The organism is Bradyrhizobium sp. CIR18, from assembly GCF_014198295.1.
GTDB lineage: Bacteria > Pseudomonadota > Alphaproteobacteria > Rhizobiales > Xanthobacteraceae > Bradyrhizobium.
The window spans coordinates 298,176-314,701 of the sequence record NZ_JACIHF010000006.1 but is presented as its reverse complement, the minus strand read 5'-3'; the positions used below and the strand labels follow the sequence as shown (position 1 = coordinate 314,701).

Annotated in this window: 17 protein-coding genes; 6 read left to right on the top strand and 11 right to left on the bottom strand. The window is 65.2% G+C overall.

Annotated elements, in window-relative coordinates; translation table 11 throughout:
• Positions 1-126 precede the first annotated feature (126 nt).
• Positions 127-573 carry a nickel-responsive transcriptional regulator NikR gene (gene nikR, locus GGD65_RS21745; protein WP_018323485.1) on the top strand — a complete coding sequence of 149 codons (447 nt, stop codon included), beginning with the start codon at positions 127-129 and terminating at the stop codon, positions 571-573.
• A gap of 301 nt (positions 574-874) precedes the next feature.
• Positions 875-1,615, top strand: coding sequence for a sulfate transporter family protein (locus tag GGD65_RS21740; RefSeq protein WP_179732520.1), 741 nt, complete (start codon positions 875-877; stop codon positions 1,613-1,615).
• 6 nt (positions 1,616-1,621) lie between these two features.
• On the opposite strand, the gene GGD65_RS21735 is transcribed toward GGD65_RS21740, so the two are convergent.
• From GGD65_RS21735 to nth, 3 genes are read right to left on the bottom strand one after another with little or no spacing between them, the layout of a single operon-like run.
• Positions 1,622-3,250 (bottom strand): MFS transporter, encoded by a 1,629-nt coding sequence (locus GGD65_RS21735; RefSeq protein WP_183236553.1) that lies wholly within the window; start codon positions 3,248-3,250, stop codon positions 1,622-1,624.
• A complete protein-coding gene (locus GGD65_RS21730) occupies positions 3,237-4,373 on the bottom strand; it encodes an HlyD family secretion protein (RefSeq protein WP_183236552.1) in 1,137 nt (378 codons plus the stop codon). The genes GGD65_RS21735 and GGD65_RS21730 overlap by 14 nt, the downstream gene beginning before the upstream one ends.
• 34 nt (positions 4,374-4,407) lie before the next feature.
• On the bottom strand, positions 4,408-5,160 hold the full coding sequence (gene nth / locus GGD65_RS21725; RefSeq protein WP_183236551.1) for an endonuclease III: 753 nt from the start codon (positions 5,158-5,160) through the stop codon (positions 4,408-4,410).
• 22 nt (positions 5,161-5,182) lie between these two features.
• On the opposite strand from nth, the gene GGD65_RS21720 reads away from it, so the two are divergent.
• Both GGD65_RS21720 and GGD65_RS21715 read left to right on the top strand, forming a co-directional pair.
• Positions 5,183-5,713 (top strand): DUF2244 domain-containing protein, encoded by a 531-nt coding sequence (locus GGD65_RS21720; RefSeq protein WP_026202939.1) that lies wholly within the window; start codon positions 5,183-5,185, stop codon positions 5,711-5,713.
• Positions 5,714-5,767: 54 nt separating this feature from the next.
• A complete protein-coding gene (locus tag GGD65_RS21715) occupies positions 5,768-6,664 on the top strand; it encodes a bifunctional helix-turn-helix domain-containing protein/methylated-DNA--[protein]-cysteine S-methyltransferase (RefSeq protein ID WP_018323490.1) in 897 nt (298 codons plus the stop codon).
• 119 nt (positions 6,665-6,783) lie between these two features.
• On the opposite strand, the gene GGD65_RS21710 is transcribed toward GGD65_RS21715, so the two are convergent.
• The 8 genes from GGD65_RS21710 to dnaK form a co-directional block, all read right to left on the bottom strand.
• Complete coding sequence (locus GGD65_RS21710) at positions 6,784-7,407, bottom strand: 2,3-bisphosphoglycerate-dependent phosphoglycerate mutase (RefSeq protein WP_183236550.1); 624 nt, start codon at positions 7,405-7,407, stop codon at positions 6,784-6,786.
• Positions 7,408-7,430: 23 nt separating this feature from the next.
• The gene (gene dapB / locus GGD65_RS21705; RefSeq protein WP_026202940.1) at positions 7,431-8,246 is read right to left on the bottom strand and encodes a 4-hydroxy-tetrahydrodipicolinate reductase; all 816 of its coding nucleotides are present in this window, start codon (positions 8,244-8,246) and stop codon (positions 7,431-7,433) included.
• 281 nt (positions 8,247-8,527) lie between these two features.
• Entirely contained in the window at positions 8,528-8,839 is a 312-nt protein-coding gene (locus GGD65_RS21700) for a DUF1330 domain-containing protein (RefSeq protein WP_092251380.1), read from the bottom strand.
• Positions 8,840-8,862: 23 nt separating this feature from the next.
• Complete coding sequence (gene pyrF / locus GGD65_RS21695; protein WP_018323494.1) at positions 8,863-9,573, bottom strand: orotidine-5'-phosphate decarboxylase; 711 nt, start codon at positions 9,571-9,573, stop codon at positions 8,863-8,865.
• A 6-nt stretch (positions 9,574-9,579) separates the two neighbouring features.
• Positions 9,580-10,158 carry an NADPH-dependent FMN reductase gene (locus tag GGD65_RS21690; RefSeq protein WP_018323495.1) on the bottom strand — a complete coding sequence of 193 codons (579 nt, stop codon included), beginning with the start codon at positions 10,156-10,158 and terminating at the stop codon, positions 9,580-9,582.
• Between the two features lie 57 nt (positions 10,159-10,215).
• Positions 10,216-10,815, bottom strand: coding sequence for a class I SAM-dependent methyltransferase (locus GGD65_RS21685; protein WP_018323496.1), 600 nt, complete (start codon positions 10,813-10,815; stop codon positions 10,216-10,218).
• Positions 10,816-10,900: 85 nt separating this feature from the next.
• Entirely contained in the window at positions 10,901-12,028 is a 1,128-nt protein-coding gene (gene dnaJ / locus GGD65_RS21680; RefSeq protein ID WP_018323497.1) for a molecular chaperone DnaJ, read from the bottom strand.
• A 245-nt stretch (positions 12,029-12,273) separates the two neighbouring features.
• On the bottom strand, positions 12,274-14,175 hold the full coding sequence (gene dnaK, locus GGD65_RS21675) for a molecular chaperone DnaK (protein ID WP_092251376.1): 1,902 nt from the start codon (positions 14,173-14,175) through the stop codon (positions 12,274-12,276).
• Between the two features lie 394 nt (positions 14,176-14,569).
• Between dnaK and GGD65_RS21670 the strand changes: the two genes are divergently transcribed.
• Both GGD65_RS21670 and pncA read left to right on the top strand, forming a co-directional pair.
• Positions 14,570-15,511, top strand: a complete 942-nt coding sequence (locus GGD65_RS21670; RefSeq protein WP_026202941.1) for a hypothetical protein — start codon at positions 14,570-14,572, stop codon at positions 15,509-15,511.
• 256 nt (positions 15,512-15,767) lie between these two features.
• On the top strand, positions 15,768-16,490 hold the full coding sequence (gene pncA / locus GGD65_RS21665) for a bifunctional nicotinamidase/pyrazinamidase (protein WP_183236549.1): 723 nt from the start codon (positions 15,768-15,770) through the stop codon (positions 16,488-16,490).
• Positions 16,491-16,526: the final 36 nt, after the last annotated feature.

Below are 16,526 nucleotides of genomic sequence, written 5' to 3'. Positions count from 1 at the left end.
TAGCCCGGATGGAGCGCAAGCGAAATCCGGGGGTCTTGCCCGCAAATTGGTACCGTCCCGGATTGCGCTTCGCTCCATCCGGGCTACGGTTCACGGAACACAGGCGAGGCACGCGGGGAATATCTGATGCAGCGAATTACCATCACGATCGAGGACGATCTGTTGGCGGAGATCGACGCGGCGGCGGAAGCGCGCGGCTACCAGAACCGCTCCGAGATCATCCGCGACCTCGCCCGCGCCGGCCTGCAGCAGAGCACCGAGGACACCGCGCAGACCGGCCAATGCGTGGCCGGTCTCGTCTATGTCTACGACCACGCCGCCCGCGATCTGTCAAAACGCCTGGTGCAGGAATTCCACGGCCATCACGACCTCGCGCTGGCAACGCTGCACGTCCATCTCGACGACAACAATTGCATGGAGATGACGGCGCTGCGGGGGTCGGCGGATGAGGTCAAGCATTTCGCCGACCATATCATCGCCGAACGCGGCGTCCGCTACGGCCGCGTGGTGATGATCCCGACCGGCGAAGGCAAGGCGGTGAAGGCGCGAAAGCATGGGCACCGGCACGAGTAGTCTATTCTAGGAAAGCGTAGCGGCTCTTACCCTCCCCTGGAGGGGGAGGGTCGATCGCGCGCAGCGCGAGCGGGGTGGGGTGACGGTCTCTCCGCGTCGAACAGTGCCCGTGGGGAGGGATCACCCCACCCCGTCTCACATTTCGCTGCGCTCAATGTGAGCCGACCCTCCCCCTCCAGGGGAGGGTAAGCAAGGGCTCGCGCCGCGTTTGCGGCCGTCAGCAGCGCGGCAAGCCCTCCCTTGCCGAAGCCGCATTGGGTGTCTACCTCTCGCGCAGTGTTTACCTCAGAGGGCCCCTCCGATGCTGGATGCCGCCGTAAAGGCGCTGTCGCAAATGATCTCGCCGCCGATGCGCTCGATCCTGTGGCGGTCGATCGGGCTTGCGCTCGTGCTGATCACCGCGCTGGCGATCGGCTTGCAGCGGCTGCTCAGCTGGTTTGCGACCCATGGCGAGGTCTGGTTGGAAGGCCTGCTCGGGCCGGGCTGGCACACCTCTCTCGAGGTCTTGTCCTGGATCGTCTCGATCGCGGCGGGCCTCGGCGTCGTGTTCGGCGGCGTCTTCCTGATGCCCGCGATCACCTCGCTGGTGGCGAGCCTGTTCGTCGACGACGTCGCCGACATCGTCGAGCGCGAGCATTATCCCGCCGAGCAGCCGGGGCTCGCGCTGCCGTTCAGCCAGGCCATCTTCGAGGGCATCAAGACCGCGCTCCTGACCATCCTGGTCTATCTGATCGCGTTGCCGCTGGTGCTTTTCGCCGGCGCAGGCTTCCTGATCTTCTTCATCGCCGCCGCCTGGCTGCTCGGCCGCGAATATTTCGAGCTCGCCGCGATGCGCTTCCGATCGCCGGAAGAGGCCAAGGCGATGCGGCGCGACAATGCCGCCACGATCTTCACCGCCGGCCTCTTCATCGCCGCCTTCGTCTCGATCCCGATCGTGAATCTGGCGACGCCGATCTTCGGCATGGCCTTCATGGTCCACATGCACAAGCGGCTGTCGGGCCCGAGGCCCGAGCTGATCGAGCCGGCGCGGCAGATGCGGTAACGCGCTTCACGTCACCTGCATCCCGCACTTCCGCAGCACCGTCTTGGCGAAGCCGAATGGCGCCGGCGTGAACGGGCCGGCCGGCGCACGGGTGATCAACGCGAGGACACCGAGCGCGGCCACCGCGAGCCAGAAGCACAGCCAGAATCCGTCGATATAGGCGAGCACATTGGCCTCGCGCTGCACGATGCCCGCCAGCGTGCCGAGCGCGCGCGGCTGCGCCAGCCCGGCGCCGTGGGCAGCGAAGTGATCGGCAAGCTGCTTCAGGACGCGGACCACATCGACGTCGCCGACGCCGAGGCTCTGGCCGAGATAGAAGGAATGGACCTGCTCGCGCACGCGCAGCCATGTCCCCATCAGCGCCACACCGATCTCGGCGCCGCCGAGCCGCATGATCTGGATATAGGCGGCAAAGGAAGTGGCGCGGCTCGGATCGGAGTTCGACAGCAGGGTGATGATCAGCGGCAGCAGGGTCAGCGACTGCCCGATCGCCTGAAGCAGCACGATGCCGACAAAGTCCTCGCGCGCCCAGTCATGGGTGAGCTGCGTGCCCCAGAGATTGGCAGCGGCGAAGCAGGCGAAACCCACGACAATCACCGTGCGCGTATCGAAATGCCTGAGCAGCCAGATCGAGAGCGGCACCAGCACGAACATCGGCAGCGCGCCATAGGTGAGCAGCAGCATGCCGCTCTGCTCGGGCCTGAGCAGGGCGATGGCGGCGAGGAAATTCGGCACCAGCGAGGCGTTGGACAGGCTCGTCAACGTGTAGAGCAGGATCAGCACCAGCCCCAATCCGATATTGCGTGAAAACAAGACGTTCACATGCGCCCAGGGCTGCCGCACCAGCGACTCGTTGAGGAGGAAGCCTGCGAACAGCACCGCGCCACTGGCGAGCAGCGCCATCACCGTCCCCGAGCCGAGCCAGTCCAATCGATTGCCCTGATCAAGCCCGGCATAAATCATCGAAACGGATGCGCCGAGCAGCAGCATGCCGCCCCAATCGGCCTCGCGCAGCAGCGCGCGATTCACGGGCTCGTTCGGCGTGCCGAGATAGACCATCAGGCCCATCAGCGGCGCGATCACGACGCTCTGCCAGTACAGCCATTGCCAGCCGAGATGGTCGACATAGAAGCCGACCAGCGAGGTCGAGGTATCCAATGCGAAGCCGACGCGGATCGAATAGATCGAGATCGCCGGCAGCCACCAGCGGATCGGCAGATTGCGGAACACGATCATCAGCGTCGCCGGCACGAAGGTGCCGAGCAGCAGGCCATGCACGACGCTGAGCGCGAGCAGCGTTGGATAATCGTGCACGAAGGGAAGGATCAGCGAGACGACGGCATAGATCAGGCTCGGAATGCCAAGCACGCGGCGCAGCCCGAACACGGTCGCGAGCCATGCCACTGCGGGCGCGATGAAGATCTGCGAGCCGATGCCGGCGGTGGAGAGCCAGGCGCCCTCGTCGAAGCTGAGCGAGAACGCGCCACGCAAATCGGGCAGGCCGACGGTGGTCAGCCGGCTGTCGAAATTGGCGAGGAAGGAGCCGAGCAGGACCGCCGCCACGGCGAACAGCGGCTGCGGCGCGACGCCGCCGCGCGAGAGCGGTCCGCGGTCTGTGTCGTCATTTTCCGCCATTGCCGGCCTTGGTGTCGATGCGGGTGACGACCGACATGCCCGGCACCAGCCGCGCCAGCAGCGGCTGGTTATCATCGAGCTGGATGCGGACGGGAATACGCTGCACCACCTTGGTGAAATTGCCGGTGGCGTTATCAGGCGGCAGCAGCGCCACTTGCGCGCCCGTCGCCGGCGCGATGCGCTCGACCTTGCCGCGCAGCGTCTCGCGCGGAAAGCTGTCGACGGTGATCTCGACCGGCTGGCCCGGCTGCACATGAGTGAGCTGGGTCTCCTTGTAATTCGCGATCACATAGACCTGCGGCAGCGGCACCACGTTGATGAGGTTGGTGCCTATATTGACGTAGTCGCCAGGTTGCACCTGGCGCTCGCCGACGACGCCGTCGAACGGCGCCGATATTCTGGTGTAGCCGAGCTTGAGCTTCGCACCCGCCAGCGTTGCCTTGGCCGCTGCGACATCGGCGGCGCGCTGCTTCCGGGTGCCTTGCAGGACTTCGAGCTGGTGCTGCTGGGCGGCGATCACGGCGCGGCTCGCACGCACATCGGCCTGCGCCTTGGCGTAAGCAGCCACCGCCTGCTCGAGCCGCTGCCGCGTGCCGGATTCGGTCTGCGACAGCGATTGCTGACGCTCCTGCTCCTGCCGTGCCTCGACTTCCATGGCTTCCGCGGAAAGCCGCGCCGCCTGCGCCTGCGCGATCGTCGCATATTGCAGCTCGACCTGGTTGGCCAGATTGTCGAGCGCGGCCTGAGCGGCGGCGACCGAAGCTTCGGACTGCGCGACCTGGGCCTCGTAATCGGCGGGATCGATCTGGATCAGGAGATCACCGGCCTTGACCCGCTGGAAGTCGGTGACGGCGACGGTCAGCACTTCACCCGAGACGCGGCTCGAAAGCCGTGTCAACTCGGCGCGCACATAGGCATCATTCGTGGTCTGGATCACGGCATTGCCGACCCATTCGTCGAAGCGCAGCGTCGCCAGCGCGACGAAGCCGAGCGCGACGATCACAGCGAATAGCGGGATCGCGAACCGGCTCCACAGTGAAGTGGCTGGCCGCTGCGTCGGCTTCGGTGGTGGGGCAGGCGTTGCGGCGGCAGCCGGGGGCGGGACTTGTTCCTGTTGACTCACGATTTTACCCCAAGACGCTCTGCTCTCACCGCCATCACACCGTCTTCTCCGGCCACCGGCACAGATCGTTGATCAGACAGACCTCGCAGCGCGGCTTGCGTGCGAGGCAAGTATAGCGGCCATGCAGGATCAGCCAATGATGGGCATGCAGCATGAACTCGGCCGGGATCACCTTTTCGAGACCAAGCTCGACTTCGAGCGGCGTCTTGCCGGGCGCAAGTCCCGTGCGATTGCCGACGCGGAAGACATGCGTGTCGACCGCCATGGTGTGCACGCCGAAGGCCATGTTGAGCACGACGTTGGCGGTCTTGCGTCCCGCACCGGGCAACGACTCGATCTCGGCGCGCGTGCGCGGCACCTCGCCGCCAAACTCGCTGAGCACCTTGGCCGACAACGCGATCACGTTCCTGGCCTTGGTGCGGTAGAGGCCGATCGTCTTGATGTACTCGCGTAAAGACTCCTCGCCGAGATCGAGCATCTTCTGCGGAGTGTCGGCGACCTCGAACAAGGCGCGCGTCGCCTTGTTGACGCCGGCGTCGGTTGCCTGGGCCGACAGCACCACGGCGACCAGCAGCGTGAACGGATTGACGTGCTCGAGCTCGCCCTTCGGCTCCGGATTGGCCTTGCGGAAACGGCTGAAGACCTCATGGACCTCGGCGGGCGTCCAGCGCTTGATCGCCTTGAGCGTCTTTTTGGCGGGCGCGTTCGGCTTTGCGACGACCGCCTTTGCCTTCTTCTTCGGCACGGACGCTTTGCGCGGAGCCGGCTTGCGGGTGATTTTCGCCATGATCGGGATATACTGAGGGACGATGAGCACAGGCAACGAAATTGACGGCAGCGGTCCTGATCCGCGCGACGCGCAGATCTTCTCCGCGCGGCTGACGCCGCACCGCTCGCTGAACCGCACCGGCTTCCTCGCCGTGATGCTGTTCCTGAGCGTGGTCAGCTTCGTCACGGGCCTCGCCTTCCTGATGATGGGTGCCTGGCCGGTGTTCGGTTTCTTCGGCCTCGACGTTCTCGTGATCTGGTGGGCCTTCAAGGCCAATTTCCGCGCGGCGCGGGCCAGCGAGGAGATCGTGGTCACGCCGTCGGAGCTGCGCGTGCGCCGCGTCAGCCATCGCGGCCAGGTCTCGGAATGGACATTCAATCCGCTCTGGGTCCGGATCGACCAGGAGGTCGACGAGGAATACGGCATCGAGCACCTCTATCTGATCTCGCGCGGCCGCCGGATTCTCATTGCCGGCTTTCTCGGGCCAGAGGAAAAAGCGAGTTTTTACAATGCCTTGGTCGGCGCCCTGAATGCCGCCCGGCGCGGCCCGACCTACAATCCGGTGACCTGAGCGCAGTCAGAAATCGGGTGGTTTCCCACCCGTCCCTCTCCTACATTTCCAGTCATGATGACACTCGCCATACATGACCAGCGCCTGGCCAGGCCGGGCACCCAGAACGCCGCGCTGCGCGACTATGATTCGGTACGCCGGGCGATCGCCTTCATCTCGGAGAACTGGCGCGCGCAGCCGACCATCGAGGCGATGGCGGATGCGGCCGGGGTCACGCCGGATGAGCTGCACCATCTGTTCCGCCGCTGGGCCTCGATCACGCCGAAGGCTTTCATGCAAGCGCTGACGCTCGATCACGCCAAAGGCCTCTTGCGCGATTCCGCGAGCATTCTCGACGCCGCGCTCGACTCCGGGCTGTCAGGCCCGGGACGGCTGCACGATCTCTTCGTGACCCACGAAGCCATGTCGCCGGGCGAATGGAAGAACGGCGGCGCCGGCCTGACCCTGCGTTACGGCTTTCACCCCTCGCCGTTCGGCACCGCGATCGTGATCGCGACCGACCGCGGCCTGTCGGGGCTTGCCTTCGCCGATCACGGCGAGGAGAAGGTTGCGCTCGCTGACATGACCCGGCGCTGGCCGAACGCCACCTATGTCGAGGATCACGAAGGCACCGCGCCGCTGGCTGCGCGCATCTTCGATACGAAGCTGTGGCGGCCGGACCAGCCGCTGCGCGTGGTGATGATCGGCACCGATTTCGAGGTGCGGGTATGGGAGACGCTCTTGAAGATCCCGATGGGACGCGCAGTGTCCTATTCCGACATCGCCTGCAACATCAACAGCCCGAAGGCCTCGCGTGCCGTCGGCGCGGCGGTTGGCAAGAACCCGGTCTCGTTCGTCGTGCCCTGCCACCGCGCGCTCGGCAAGAGCGGCACGCTCACCGGCTATCACTGGGGCATCACCCGCAAACAGGCGATGCTGGGCTGGGAGGCCGGACAGCTGGGGATGCAGTAGGCACCGCAAGCACACTGCCGTAGGGTGGGCAAAGCGAAGCGTGCCCACCTTACGTCAGCTATCATGGAAAGATCGTGGGCACGGCGCTGTGCGCCTTTGCCCACCCTACCGGACCGTCCTTAACCCGCCAGATCGAGCTTCGAGGCCACGGTCGAATCCGCGTTGAGGCGGTAGATGATCGGCACACCCGTCGCCAACTCGCGCTTCAAGATGCCTTCGGGCGAGAGCTTTTCCAGCACCATGATCAGCGCGCGCAGCGAATTGCCGTGGGCGGCGACGAGGGTACGCTTGCCGTTGAGCACGCCGGGCAGGATCTCCTGCACGTAATACGGCAGCGCGCGCGCGAGGGTGTCCTTCAGGCTTTCGCCGCCGGGCGGCGGCACGTCGTAGGAGCGGCGCCAGATCAGCACCTGGTCCTCACCCCATTTCTTGCGAGCGTCGTCCTTGTTGAGGCCGGAGAGATCGCCGTAGTCGCGCTCGTTCAACGCGAGGTTCTTGGCCGTCGGCAGGCCCTCCTGGCCGAGCTCGCCGAGAATGAGATCGAGCGTGTGCTGCGCGCGCGTGAGCACCGAAGTGTAGGCGACGTCGAACATGAGGCCCTGCGCCTTCAGCTTGCGGCCGGCTTCCGTGGCTTCCTTGACGCCGAGCTCGGTGAGGTCAGGGTCCTTCCAACCCGTGAACAGGTTCTTCAGATTCCATTCGCTCTGGCCGTGGCGCACGAGCACGAGAAGACGTTCGCTCATTGACTGCTTTCCGTTAGGTTCGATTAGATGTCGGACAGGCCGAGCACGTCGGCCATGGAGTAGTGCCCGGGCTTCTTGCCGTGTGCCCAGAGCGCCGCCTTCAGCGCGCCATGGGCGAACAGCATGCGGTCCTCGGCCTGATGCGACAACGTCAGGCGCTCGAACGGGCCGAGGAAGGTGACGCTGTGATCGCCGGCGACGGTGCCGCCGCGCAACGAGGCGAAGCCGATATTGCCCGGCCTGCGCGCGCCGGTGATGCCGTCACGGCCGCGCTCCGAATGGTCATCGAGGGTGACACCGCGGCCGCTGGCTGCGGCCTGCCCCAGCATCAGCGCGGTGCCGGACGGCGCATCGACCTTCATCCGGTGATGAGTCTCGACGATCTCGATATCAAAACTCTGGTCGAGCGCCTTGGCGACGCGCTTGACCACGGCGGCCAGTAGATTGACGCCGAGGCTCATATTGCCTGATTGCACCACGACGGCACGGTTGGTGACGCTCTTGATCACGGCGTTGTCGGAGCCGGACAATCCGGTCGTACCGACGACATGCACGATCCCGCGCTGTGCCGCGATCGCGACATTTGCAATGGTCGCCGCCGGAACGGTGAAGTCGAGGATGCCGTCGGCCTCCTTCGACATCGCCCAGAGGTCAGCGGAGAGCTTGATGTCGTTGGCCGGCAGCCCTGCGAGCACACCCGCATCCTTGCCGAGCAGCTCCGAGCCGGGGGCCTCGAGCGCGCCGGCCAGCACCGCGCCTTTGCTCTCGGCAATCGCCCGCACCAGCGCGCGGCCCATCCGGCCACCGGCTCCAGCAACAATCAGGCGCATGTCGGACATGGTGTGATCCTCTCACGGCCGTTGTAGCGGGGGGACGCAGTTCCGGCAACCGAGGGGCAGGAACGCGCGGCATGCTTGCACCCTCCCCTGGAGGGGTCCGAGACGAGCGTAGCTCGCTCGTGGGCGCTGGGCATGCAGCGAAGCGGAATGCACAGCGGGGTGGGGTGACGGTCTCCCCCCGGCGCACAGTGCCCGAGTGGAGAGATCACCCCACCCCGCTCGCGCTGCGCGCGATCGACCCTCCCCCTCCAGGGGAGGGTAAGAGAGCGCCGCAGTCGAATCTACGAGTCAGACGGCTGCGGGCCGTCATACCCCTCGATGATGATGAGATCGGCGACCGAGTGGGGCTGGCGCACCTTGATGTTGGCCTGGTATTCCGGCGAATTGTAGCAGGCGATCGCGGTCTCGTAGTCCGGGAATTCGATCACGACGTTGCGGGTGCGGCTGGCGCCTTCGACGGTGGTGAACTTGCCGGCGCGGACAACGAAGCGGCCACCCCACTTCTTGAAGATCGGACCATTGGCGACGGCATAGGGCTTGTAGCCCTCGTCACTGCTCACATCGACGCGCCCGATCCAGTAGCCTTTTGCCATTGTTCTTCTCCCTTGTTTGTTGATTAGCCGAGCGCTTGCGCGATCTCGGCCTGGATGGCTTCCGCAATCGCCTTCGGATCGGCGGCTTCGACGACCGGGCGTCCGACGACAAGATAATCGGCGCCGGCCGCGATCGCGCGGCCCGGCGTCATGATGCGCTTCTGGTCGCCGGTCGCCGAACCGACCGGCCGGATGCCGGGGGTGACGAGATGCATCTGGTGCCCGACGATCTTGCGCAAGGCCCCAACCTCCTCGGGCGAGGACACCAGTCCGTCGATGCCAAGCACCTGGGCCTGCTGCGCGCGGGCCTCGACCAGCTCGGAGACGCCGAGCCGATAGCCGGCCGCGTGCAGATCGTCCTCGTTGTAGGAGGTCAGCACCGTGACGGCGAGGATCTTCAGGCTGGAATTGCCGCGGCCTTCGACCGCGCCCTTCATGGTCTGCGGATAGGCGTGCACGGTGAGGAATGTGGCGCCAAGCCTGGTGATGCTTTCGACGCCTTGCATCACGGTGTTGCCGATGTCGTGCAGCTTGAGATCGAGAAAGACCTTCTTGCCCTTGTCGGCGAGCCTGCCGACCAGCGGCAATCCGCCGGCATAAGCGAGTCGGTAGCCGATCTTGTAGAAGCTGACGCTGTCGCCGAGGCGGTTGATCGTCGCCTCCGCAGCATCGACGCTGGGCAGATCGAGCGCGACGATCAAGCGGTCCTTGGGGGCGATCTCGGCTGGCGTCATGTCACCTCACATCATGCGTTGGGAAATGTCGATCAATTGCGCGACCAGCTCCTTCAACGCGGCGATATCACCCTCGTTCTTGAGCCTGTCCATATCGTCATAGGCCTGGTCGGCAAAGGCGAGCGTGAGCTGGCTGGCAATCACATTGGCGTGGCAGGAGGTCAGGATCAGCCGCAACGCCTGCAGCGCGCGAGCCGCACCGAGCCGGCTCTGCGAGGCGCCGGCGAGCGCGAAGGCGCGGTTGCGAAACACATCGCCGCGCGCCTCATGCAGATCATGCACGCGGCTGACCCAGTCGATCGCGTTCTTGAGAAGCGGCGGCACCGAAGCGTTGTATTCGGGCGAGACGATCAGCACGCCATGATGCGCGCCGATCATGCGCTTGAGGTTGATCGCGTGCTTCGGCAGGCCGGACTTGGCCTGGAGATCGCCGTCATAGATCGGCAGCGGAAAATCGGCGAGCGAGATGCGGGTGACGTCCACGCCGGCCCGGGCGAATTCATAGGCTATGACGGCCGCCAGCTTCGCATTGTGCGAGCCGGTGCGCAGCGAGCCGGGAATGATCAGGATCTTGGGAGCTGACATTCAATCCAATGCGTTCGGCGAAACGAGCCCGCCGCGCAAAGAACCAAGCCGGCGGAATTAGTCCTTGCGATACACCCAGACGCGGGCCGGCGGAAGGTTCATCCAGATCCGTTCCGACGCCTCTGTGGACACGCCGGGCAGCGATTTCGGGATCGGCGGTACCACCGCATAGGTGAACTGGACGAAGGGCGCGCCCGGCGCGAGCGCCGTGAAGGCGTCGCGGATCAGCCGCAGCCGCGTCAGCATCGGTTTTGTCACGAGCGGCAGGCCGGAGACGACCGCGGAGGCCGGCGCGCTCAGGACGTTCCAGAGCGTGTCACGCAGGCGATAGGCGTCGCCCTGCACAACCTTGGCCTGCGGATAGCGGTCGCGCAGCAGCGCGCAGAAGCCGGGATTGTATTCGACGAGGACGAGACGCTTCTGGTCGACGCCGCGTTCGATCAGGGCTGAGGTGATTGCGCCGGTGCCAGGCCCGAGCTCGACCACGGGCGCGTCTGAATCGACATCGACATAATGGGCCATGGTCCGGGCCAGCAGCTTGCCCGACGGCATCACGGCGCCCATGTGCAGGGGCTTTTCGATCCATGATCTGAGGAAGCGCACCTCGTCATCAAGACGAGGCTTCTTCAACGCACGCGCGGACGATGGCAATGGCATGTCAGGACCGGACGGGACCGCGGGACCGCGTGTCAGAAAATGGTCATAAAGACGTATAGGCCGAAAGCGGTATGGTCAAGCCGGGTCAACTCGCCCGATTACCGAAGAAATCCTTGACCTTGGCGAAGAAGCCCTCGGATTCCGGTTGGGTGTTGCCGCTTGACAGCTTTTCGAACTCGGCCAGCAATTCCTGCTGCTTCTTGGTGAGGTTCTGCGGGGTCTCGACCACGACCTGAACATACATGTCGCCCATCTGGCGCGACCGCAGCACCGGCATGCCTTTTGATGCAATGCGGAACCGGCGGTTCGACTGGGTCCCGGCCGGCACCTTCACCTTGGCCTTGCTCTTCTCAATGGTCGGCACCTCGAATTCGCCGCCGAGCGCGGCCGTGACCATCGAAATCGGCACACGGCAATGCAGATCGGCGCCATCGCGCTGGAAGAACTGGTGCTGGGCCAGCGACAGGAAGATATAGAGGTCGCCGGGCGGACCGCCGCGGACCCCGGCCTCGCCCTCGCCGGCGAGCCTGATCCTTGTGCCGTCCTCGACACCCGGGGGAATGTTGACCGAAAGATTCCGCTCGCGGGTGACGCGGCCCTGGCCCGAGCAGGACGGGCAGGCATCCTCGATCATCTGGCCGCGGCCCTGGCAGCCCGGACAGGTCCGCTCCAGCGTGAAGAAGCCCTGCGACTGCCGCACGCGGCCGGCGCCGCCGCAGCTCGAACAGGTCTTCGGCTTGGTTCCCGCCTTGGCGCCGATGCCTGAGCAGGCCTCGCAGGTGACCGAGACCGGGATCTCGATCTGCGCAGTCTTGCCGCCGAAGGCTTCCTCCAGCGTGATTTCCATGTTGTAGCGCAGGTCGGCGCCGCGCTCGCGGCCGCCGCGGCCGCGCTGCCCGGCCATGCCGAACAGATCTTCGAAAATGTCGGAGAAGGAAGAGGCGAAACCCGCGCCGAAGCCGGCGCCACCGCCGCCCTGCTCGAAGGCGGCATGGCCGTAGCGGTCATAGGCCGCGCGCTTGTCCTTGTCCTTCAGGACCTCGTAGGCCTCGTTGATTTCCTTGAACTTGACTTCGCTGGTGTCGTCCCCGGGATTGCGGTCCGGGTGGAACTTCATCGCCAGCTTGCGGAACGACGATTTCAAGACGGATTCGTCGGCATCGCGTTCGACTTCGAGGGTTTCGTAATAGCAGCGCTTGGTGGACGTGGACATGTGGGACTCGGTCTATCCAATCGCGATTCAAGTCGGAGCGAAACGACGTCGCCACACGACGATATAGGCAGCCTTCTGCTTGGCGGCAGAGGGCGGCGCGGCGGCGTTCAGCATAACGGCTGGGAATTGATCGATCGTAACGGGCGACCCGCCCGTCCGTCCCGACACGGCGGCCTCCCCCGCGAAGGAGGAGGCCGGTAGAGCGTGTGGGGTCCAAGCCGTCCGCATCATGACCCTCTTGGGGTTCAGGCGGACTTCTTGTTGTTCTTGTCGTCGTCGACTTCGGTGAATTCCGCGTCGACGACGTCGTCCTTGGCCGCGTCCTTCTTGGCGTCGGCCTCGGCCTGCTGCTTGTACATGGCCTCGCCGAGCTTCATCGAAGCCTGGGCCAGCGTCTGGGTCTTGGCCTTGATCGCCTCGGCATCGTCGCCCTTCAGCGCTTCCTTGAGGTCGCCGACGGCATCCTCGATGGCGCGGCGCTCGGTCTCGCCGACCTTCGAACCGTGCTCGGCCAAAGCCTTCTCGGTCGAATGCACCAGACCATCCGCCTCGTTCTTGGCGGTGACGGCCTCGCGGCGCTTCTTGTCGGCCTCGGCATTGGCCTCGGCGTCCTTGACCATCTTCTCGATGTCGGCTTCCGACAGGCCGCCGGAGGCCTGGATGCGGATCTGCTGCTCCTTGCCGGTGGCCTTGTCCTTGGCCGAGACGTTGACGATGCCGTTGGCGTCGATGTCGAAGGTCACCTCGATCTGCGGCATGCCGCGCGGAGCCGGCGGAATGCCCATCAGGTCGAACTGGCCGAGCATCTTGTTGTCGGCCGCCATTTCACGCTCGCCCTGGAAGACGCGGATGGTGACCGCGTTCTGGTTGTCCTCGGCGGTCGAGAACACCTGGCTCTTCTTGGTCGGGATCGTGGTGTTGCGGTCGATGATGCGGGTGAACACGCCGCCCAGCGTCTCGATGCCCAGCGACAGCGGGGTGACGTCGAGCAGCAGCACGTCCTTGACGTCGCCCTGGAGCACGCCGGCCTGGATCGCAGCGCCGATCGCCACGACTTCGTCCGGATTGACGCCCTTGTGCGGCTCCTTGCCGAACAGCTGCTTCACGACTTCCTGGACCTTCGGCATGCGCGACATGCCGCCGACCAGAACCACTTCGCCGATCTCACCGGCGGTGACGCCGGCGTCCTTCAGCGCCTTGCGGCAGGGCTCGACGGTCTTCTGGACGAGGTCGTCGACCAGCGCTTCGAACTTGGCGCGGGTCAGCTTCATCGTCAGATGCTTCGGGCCGGTCTGGTCCGCGGTGATGAAGGGCAGGTTGATCTCGGTCTGCGTCGTCGAGGACAGCTCGATCTTGGCCTTTTCAGCGGCTTCCTTCAGGCGCTGCAAGGCGAGCTTGTCGTTGCGCAGATTGATGCCCTGCTCCTTCTGGAATTCGTCGGCGAGATAGCCGACCAGGCGCATGTCGAAGTCTTCGCCGCCGAGGAAGGTGTCGCCGTTGGTCGACTTTACCTCGAACACGCCGTCGCCGATCTCGAGGATCGAAATATCGAACGTGCCGCCGCCGAGATCGTACACGGCGATCGTGCCGGTCTTGGTCTTGTCGAGGCCATAGGCGAGCGCGGCCGCGGTCGGCTCGTTGATGATGCGCAGCACTTCGAGGCCCGCGATCTTGCCGGCGTCCTTGGTCGCCTGGCGCTGGGCGTCGTTGAAGTAGGCGGGAACGGTGATGACGGCCTGATCGACTTTCTGGCCGAGATGGGCTTCCGCGGTCTCCTTCATCTTCTGCAGGATGAACGCCGAGACCTGCGAGGGCGAGTAGGTCTGGCCGTCGGCCTCGACCCAGGCGTCGCCGTTGGAAGCCTTCACGATCTTGTAGGGGACGAGCTTCTTGTCCTTCTCGACCATCGGGTCATCGTAGCGGCGGCCGATGAGGCGCTTCACTGCGAAGAAGGTGCGCTCGGGATTGGTGACGGCCTGGCGCTTGGCCGGCTGGCCGACGAGGCGCTCACCGTCGTCCGTCACGGCGACGATCGAAGGCGTCGTGCGCATGCCTTCGGAATTCTCGATGACTTTGGCGTTCTTGCCATCCATCACGGCGACGCACGAATTCGTGGTGCCGAGGTCGATCCCAATGACCTTTCCCATGGTCCTGATATCCTTGTTTTTGCGGCAGGTTGGCTGGGCCCAGAAGGCACCCGACCGAAACCCCCTAAGATCAAACATCCGCGATATTGCGATGATTGAGGCTCATATAGGAGGGGGGGAGGGGCCCGCAAGGACCGAAGCTACGTTTCTGCCGTGAAAACATTGGGTTTTGGACGATGATATCCGGGCTCAACCGCCCTTGCGGGTGAGGAATTATTAACAGGTTCAGGCGTCAGCAAGCCCCCCGCTACCGCAAGTCCGCCCGCCCTGTTGCCGCACGCCCAAACCCGGTAAAAGGCGGACCGGCCGGTCAGCCGCCACGGCTGCTTCGCGCGACAATGCGGCCCGGTGGCCGACCATCGAACGGCCTCAATGTGAACCAATCAGAGTGCCCATGAAGCTGATCCGCCCCCTCGCCGCGCTCGCCCTCCTGATCGCCTCCGCGTTTCCGGCCCTCGCGGCCGATGCCGTGTTTCCGCCCGGCTTGCGCCTCGGCATGGTGCCGCTGGTCGGTCTCAGCACGGCAAAAACCTTTCCGGGCTTCGAGAGCGAGGACGGCAGCGTCAAGGTGTTGATCACCGAGCTGCCGCCGGCGGCCTATGGCGAGGTCGTGAGCGCCTTCAATTCCAATCCGGCCGGCGCCGGCGGCGTCAAGCAGGACAAGATCGAGACGCCGGCGGGCCTCGCCTATTTCACCACCGAAAGCGGCAAGGCCGGCGATACCCCGGTAAAGCGCTATTCGATGATCGTGCCAGGCGCCGGCTTCTCCGGCTATGTCGCGGTGCAGGTCCCGGAGAATGCGACCAAGATCTACACGGATGAAGCGGTGCGGCAGATGTTCGCCAGCACCGTCACCCGCAAGCAGGTCTCGGTCGAGGAGCAGATCGCGCTGATGCCGTTCAGGATCACCGATCTCGCCGAATTCAAGGACATCCGGACCCTCGCGCCGGGCAGCAGCATCATCCTCGCCGACGGCAATGAGAGCGCAGGCTATGAGTCGAAGCCATTCATGATCCTCGGTCTGATCGGCGCCACGCCGCAAGCCGCCGACGACCGCGCCCGCTTCGCCCAGGAGGCGGCGCTGCAGATCCCCGGCGTTCGCGAATCGCGCGTCACCATGTCCGAGCCGATCCGCATCAACGGCCAGCAAGGCTTCGAGACCCGGATCGACGGCGTCAGCGGCAAGGACAAGGTCCCGGTGACCGTGGTGCAGTGGATCCGCTTCTCAAGCGGCGGCGCCTCGCTGCGCATCATCGCCAGCGCGCCGCGCGACCAGTGGCTGGCCGCCTTCACCCGCTTCCGCGCCGTGCGCGACGGGATTCAACCGAAGGGCTAGGCTACATCTCCGACCGAAATGCGCACCCTCCCCCGCTTGCGGGGGAGGGTGGGGAGAGGGTGCTGGCACTCCCGATGTGGAGAGAGCCCCCACCCGGCGCTTCGCGCCGACCGCCCCCGCAAGCGGGAGAGGTTGCACCGAGCACGCGACAAGAGCCCACCCCCTCGCCAATACCGGCCGCATTTTCGGGCTTCTGTTCGTATACGAACGGAACTAGGCTTCGTCTCCGTTGGATCATCCTGGAGGGAGGCGAACGATGCTGGATCGGCGACAAGTCTTGGCAATGCTTGGAACGACGGCGCTGGTGACTCTCGCGCCCAACGCGCTCTTTGCAGCGGCATCGATCAAGCCGGACGATGCCTCCGCGCTGCTGGTGATCGACGTGCAGAACTGCTTCCTGCCGGGCGGCAGCCTCGCCGTGAAGGAAGGCGAGCAGGTGGTGCCCGTCATCAACAAGATCTCGAAGGCGTTTGCCAACGTGGTGATGACGCAGGACTGGCACACGCCGGGCCACATCTCGTTTGCGTCGGTGCATTCCGGCAAGAAGCCGTTCGAGACCGTCGACCTTCCCTACGGCAAGCAGGTGCTGTGGCCCGACCATTGCGTGCAGGGCACCGACGGCGCTTCGCTGTCGAAGGACCTTGCGATCCCGCACGCCGAGCTGATCATCCGCAAGGGCTTTCACAAGGACGTCGACAGCTATTCGGCCTTCCTCGAAGCCGACGGCAAGACCTCGACCGGACTTGCCGGCTATCTGAGGGGACGCAAGATCAAGCGCGTCTTCGTCGCAGGGCTCGCGACGGATTTCTGCGTCGCCTGGACCGCGCTCGACGCGCGCAAGGCTGGCTTCGAGGTCTATGTGGTGGAAGACGCCTGCCGCGGCATCGACAATCAGGGCTCGCTGGCAAAAGCCTGGGCCGATATGGCCAAGGCCGGCGTGAAGCGGATTCAGTCCGCGGATATCGCGGTGAGCGCGTAGGACTCGCGCGACACTGTCAGACCCTCATCCTGAGGA

Bases quoted from the DNA above. Each gene is read 5' to 3' on its own strand.
- GGD65_RS21720 (WP_026202939.1), top strand. From the start codon at position 5,183: ATGAGCACAGGCAACGAAATTGACGGCAGCGGTCCTGATCCGCGCGAC.
- GGD65_RS21710 (WP_183236550.1), bottom strand. From the start codon at position 7,407: ATGAGCGAACGTCTTCTCGTGCTCGTGCGCCACGGCCAGAGCGAATGG.
- dapB (WP_026202940.1), bottom strand. From the start codon at position 8,246: ATGTCCGACATGCGCCTGATTGTTGCTGGAGCCGGTGGCCGGATGGGC.
- GGD65_RS21670 (WP_026202941.1), top strand. From the start codon at position 14,570: ATGAAGCTGATCCGCCCCCTCGCCGCGCTCGCCCTCCTGATCGCCTCC.
- nikR (WP_018323485.1), top strand. From the start codon at position 127: ATGCAGCGAATTACCATCACGATCGAGGACGATCTGTTGGCGGAGATC.
- pyrF (WP_018323494.1), bottom strand. From the start codon at position 9,573: ATGACGCCAGCCGAGATCGCCCCCAAGGACCGCTTGATCGTCGCGCTC.
- GGD65_RS21715 (WP_018323490.1), top strand. From the start codon at position 5,768: ATGATGACACTCGCCATACATGACCAGCGCCTGGCCAGGCCGGGCACC.
- GGD65_RS21740 (WP_179732520.1), top strand. From the start codon at position 875: ATGCTGGATGCCGCCGTAAAGGCGCTGTCGCAAATGATCTCGCCGCCG.
- dnaJ (WP_018323497.1), bottom strand. From the start codon at position 12,028: ATGTCCACGTCCACCAAGCGCTGCTATTACGAAACCCTCGAAGTCGAA.
- GGD65_RS21735 (WP_183236553.1), bottom strand. From the start codon at position 3,250: ATGGCGGAAAATGACGACACAGACCGCGGACCGCTCTCGCGCGGCGGC.
- GGD65_RS21685 (WP_018323496.1), bottom strand. From the start codon at position 10,815: ATGCCATTGCCATCGTCCGCGCGTGCGTTGAAGAAGCCTCGTCTTGAT.
- GGD65_RS21690 (WP_018323495.1), bottom strand. From the start codon at position 10,158: ATGTCAGCTCCCAAGATCCTGATCATTCCCGGCTCGCTGCGCACCGGC.
- pncA (WP_183236549.1), top strand. From the start codon at position 15,768: ATGCTGGATCGGCGACAAGTCTTGGCAATGCTTGGAACGACGGCGCTG.
- nth (WP_183236551.1), bottom strand. From the start codon at position 5,160: ATGGCGAAAATCACCCGCAAGCCGGCTCCGCGCAAAGCGTCCGTGCCG.
- dnaK (WP_092251376.1), bottom strand. From the start codon at position 14,175: ATGGGAAAGGTCATTGGGATCGACCTCGGCACCACGAATTCGTGCGTC.
- GGD65_RS21700 (WP_092251380.1), bottom strand. From the start codon at position 8,839: ATGGCAAAAGGCTACTGGATCGGGCGCGTCGATGTGAGCAGTGACGAG.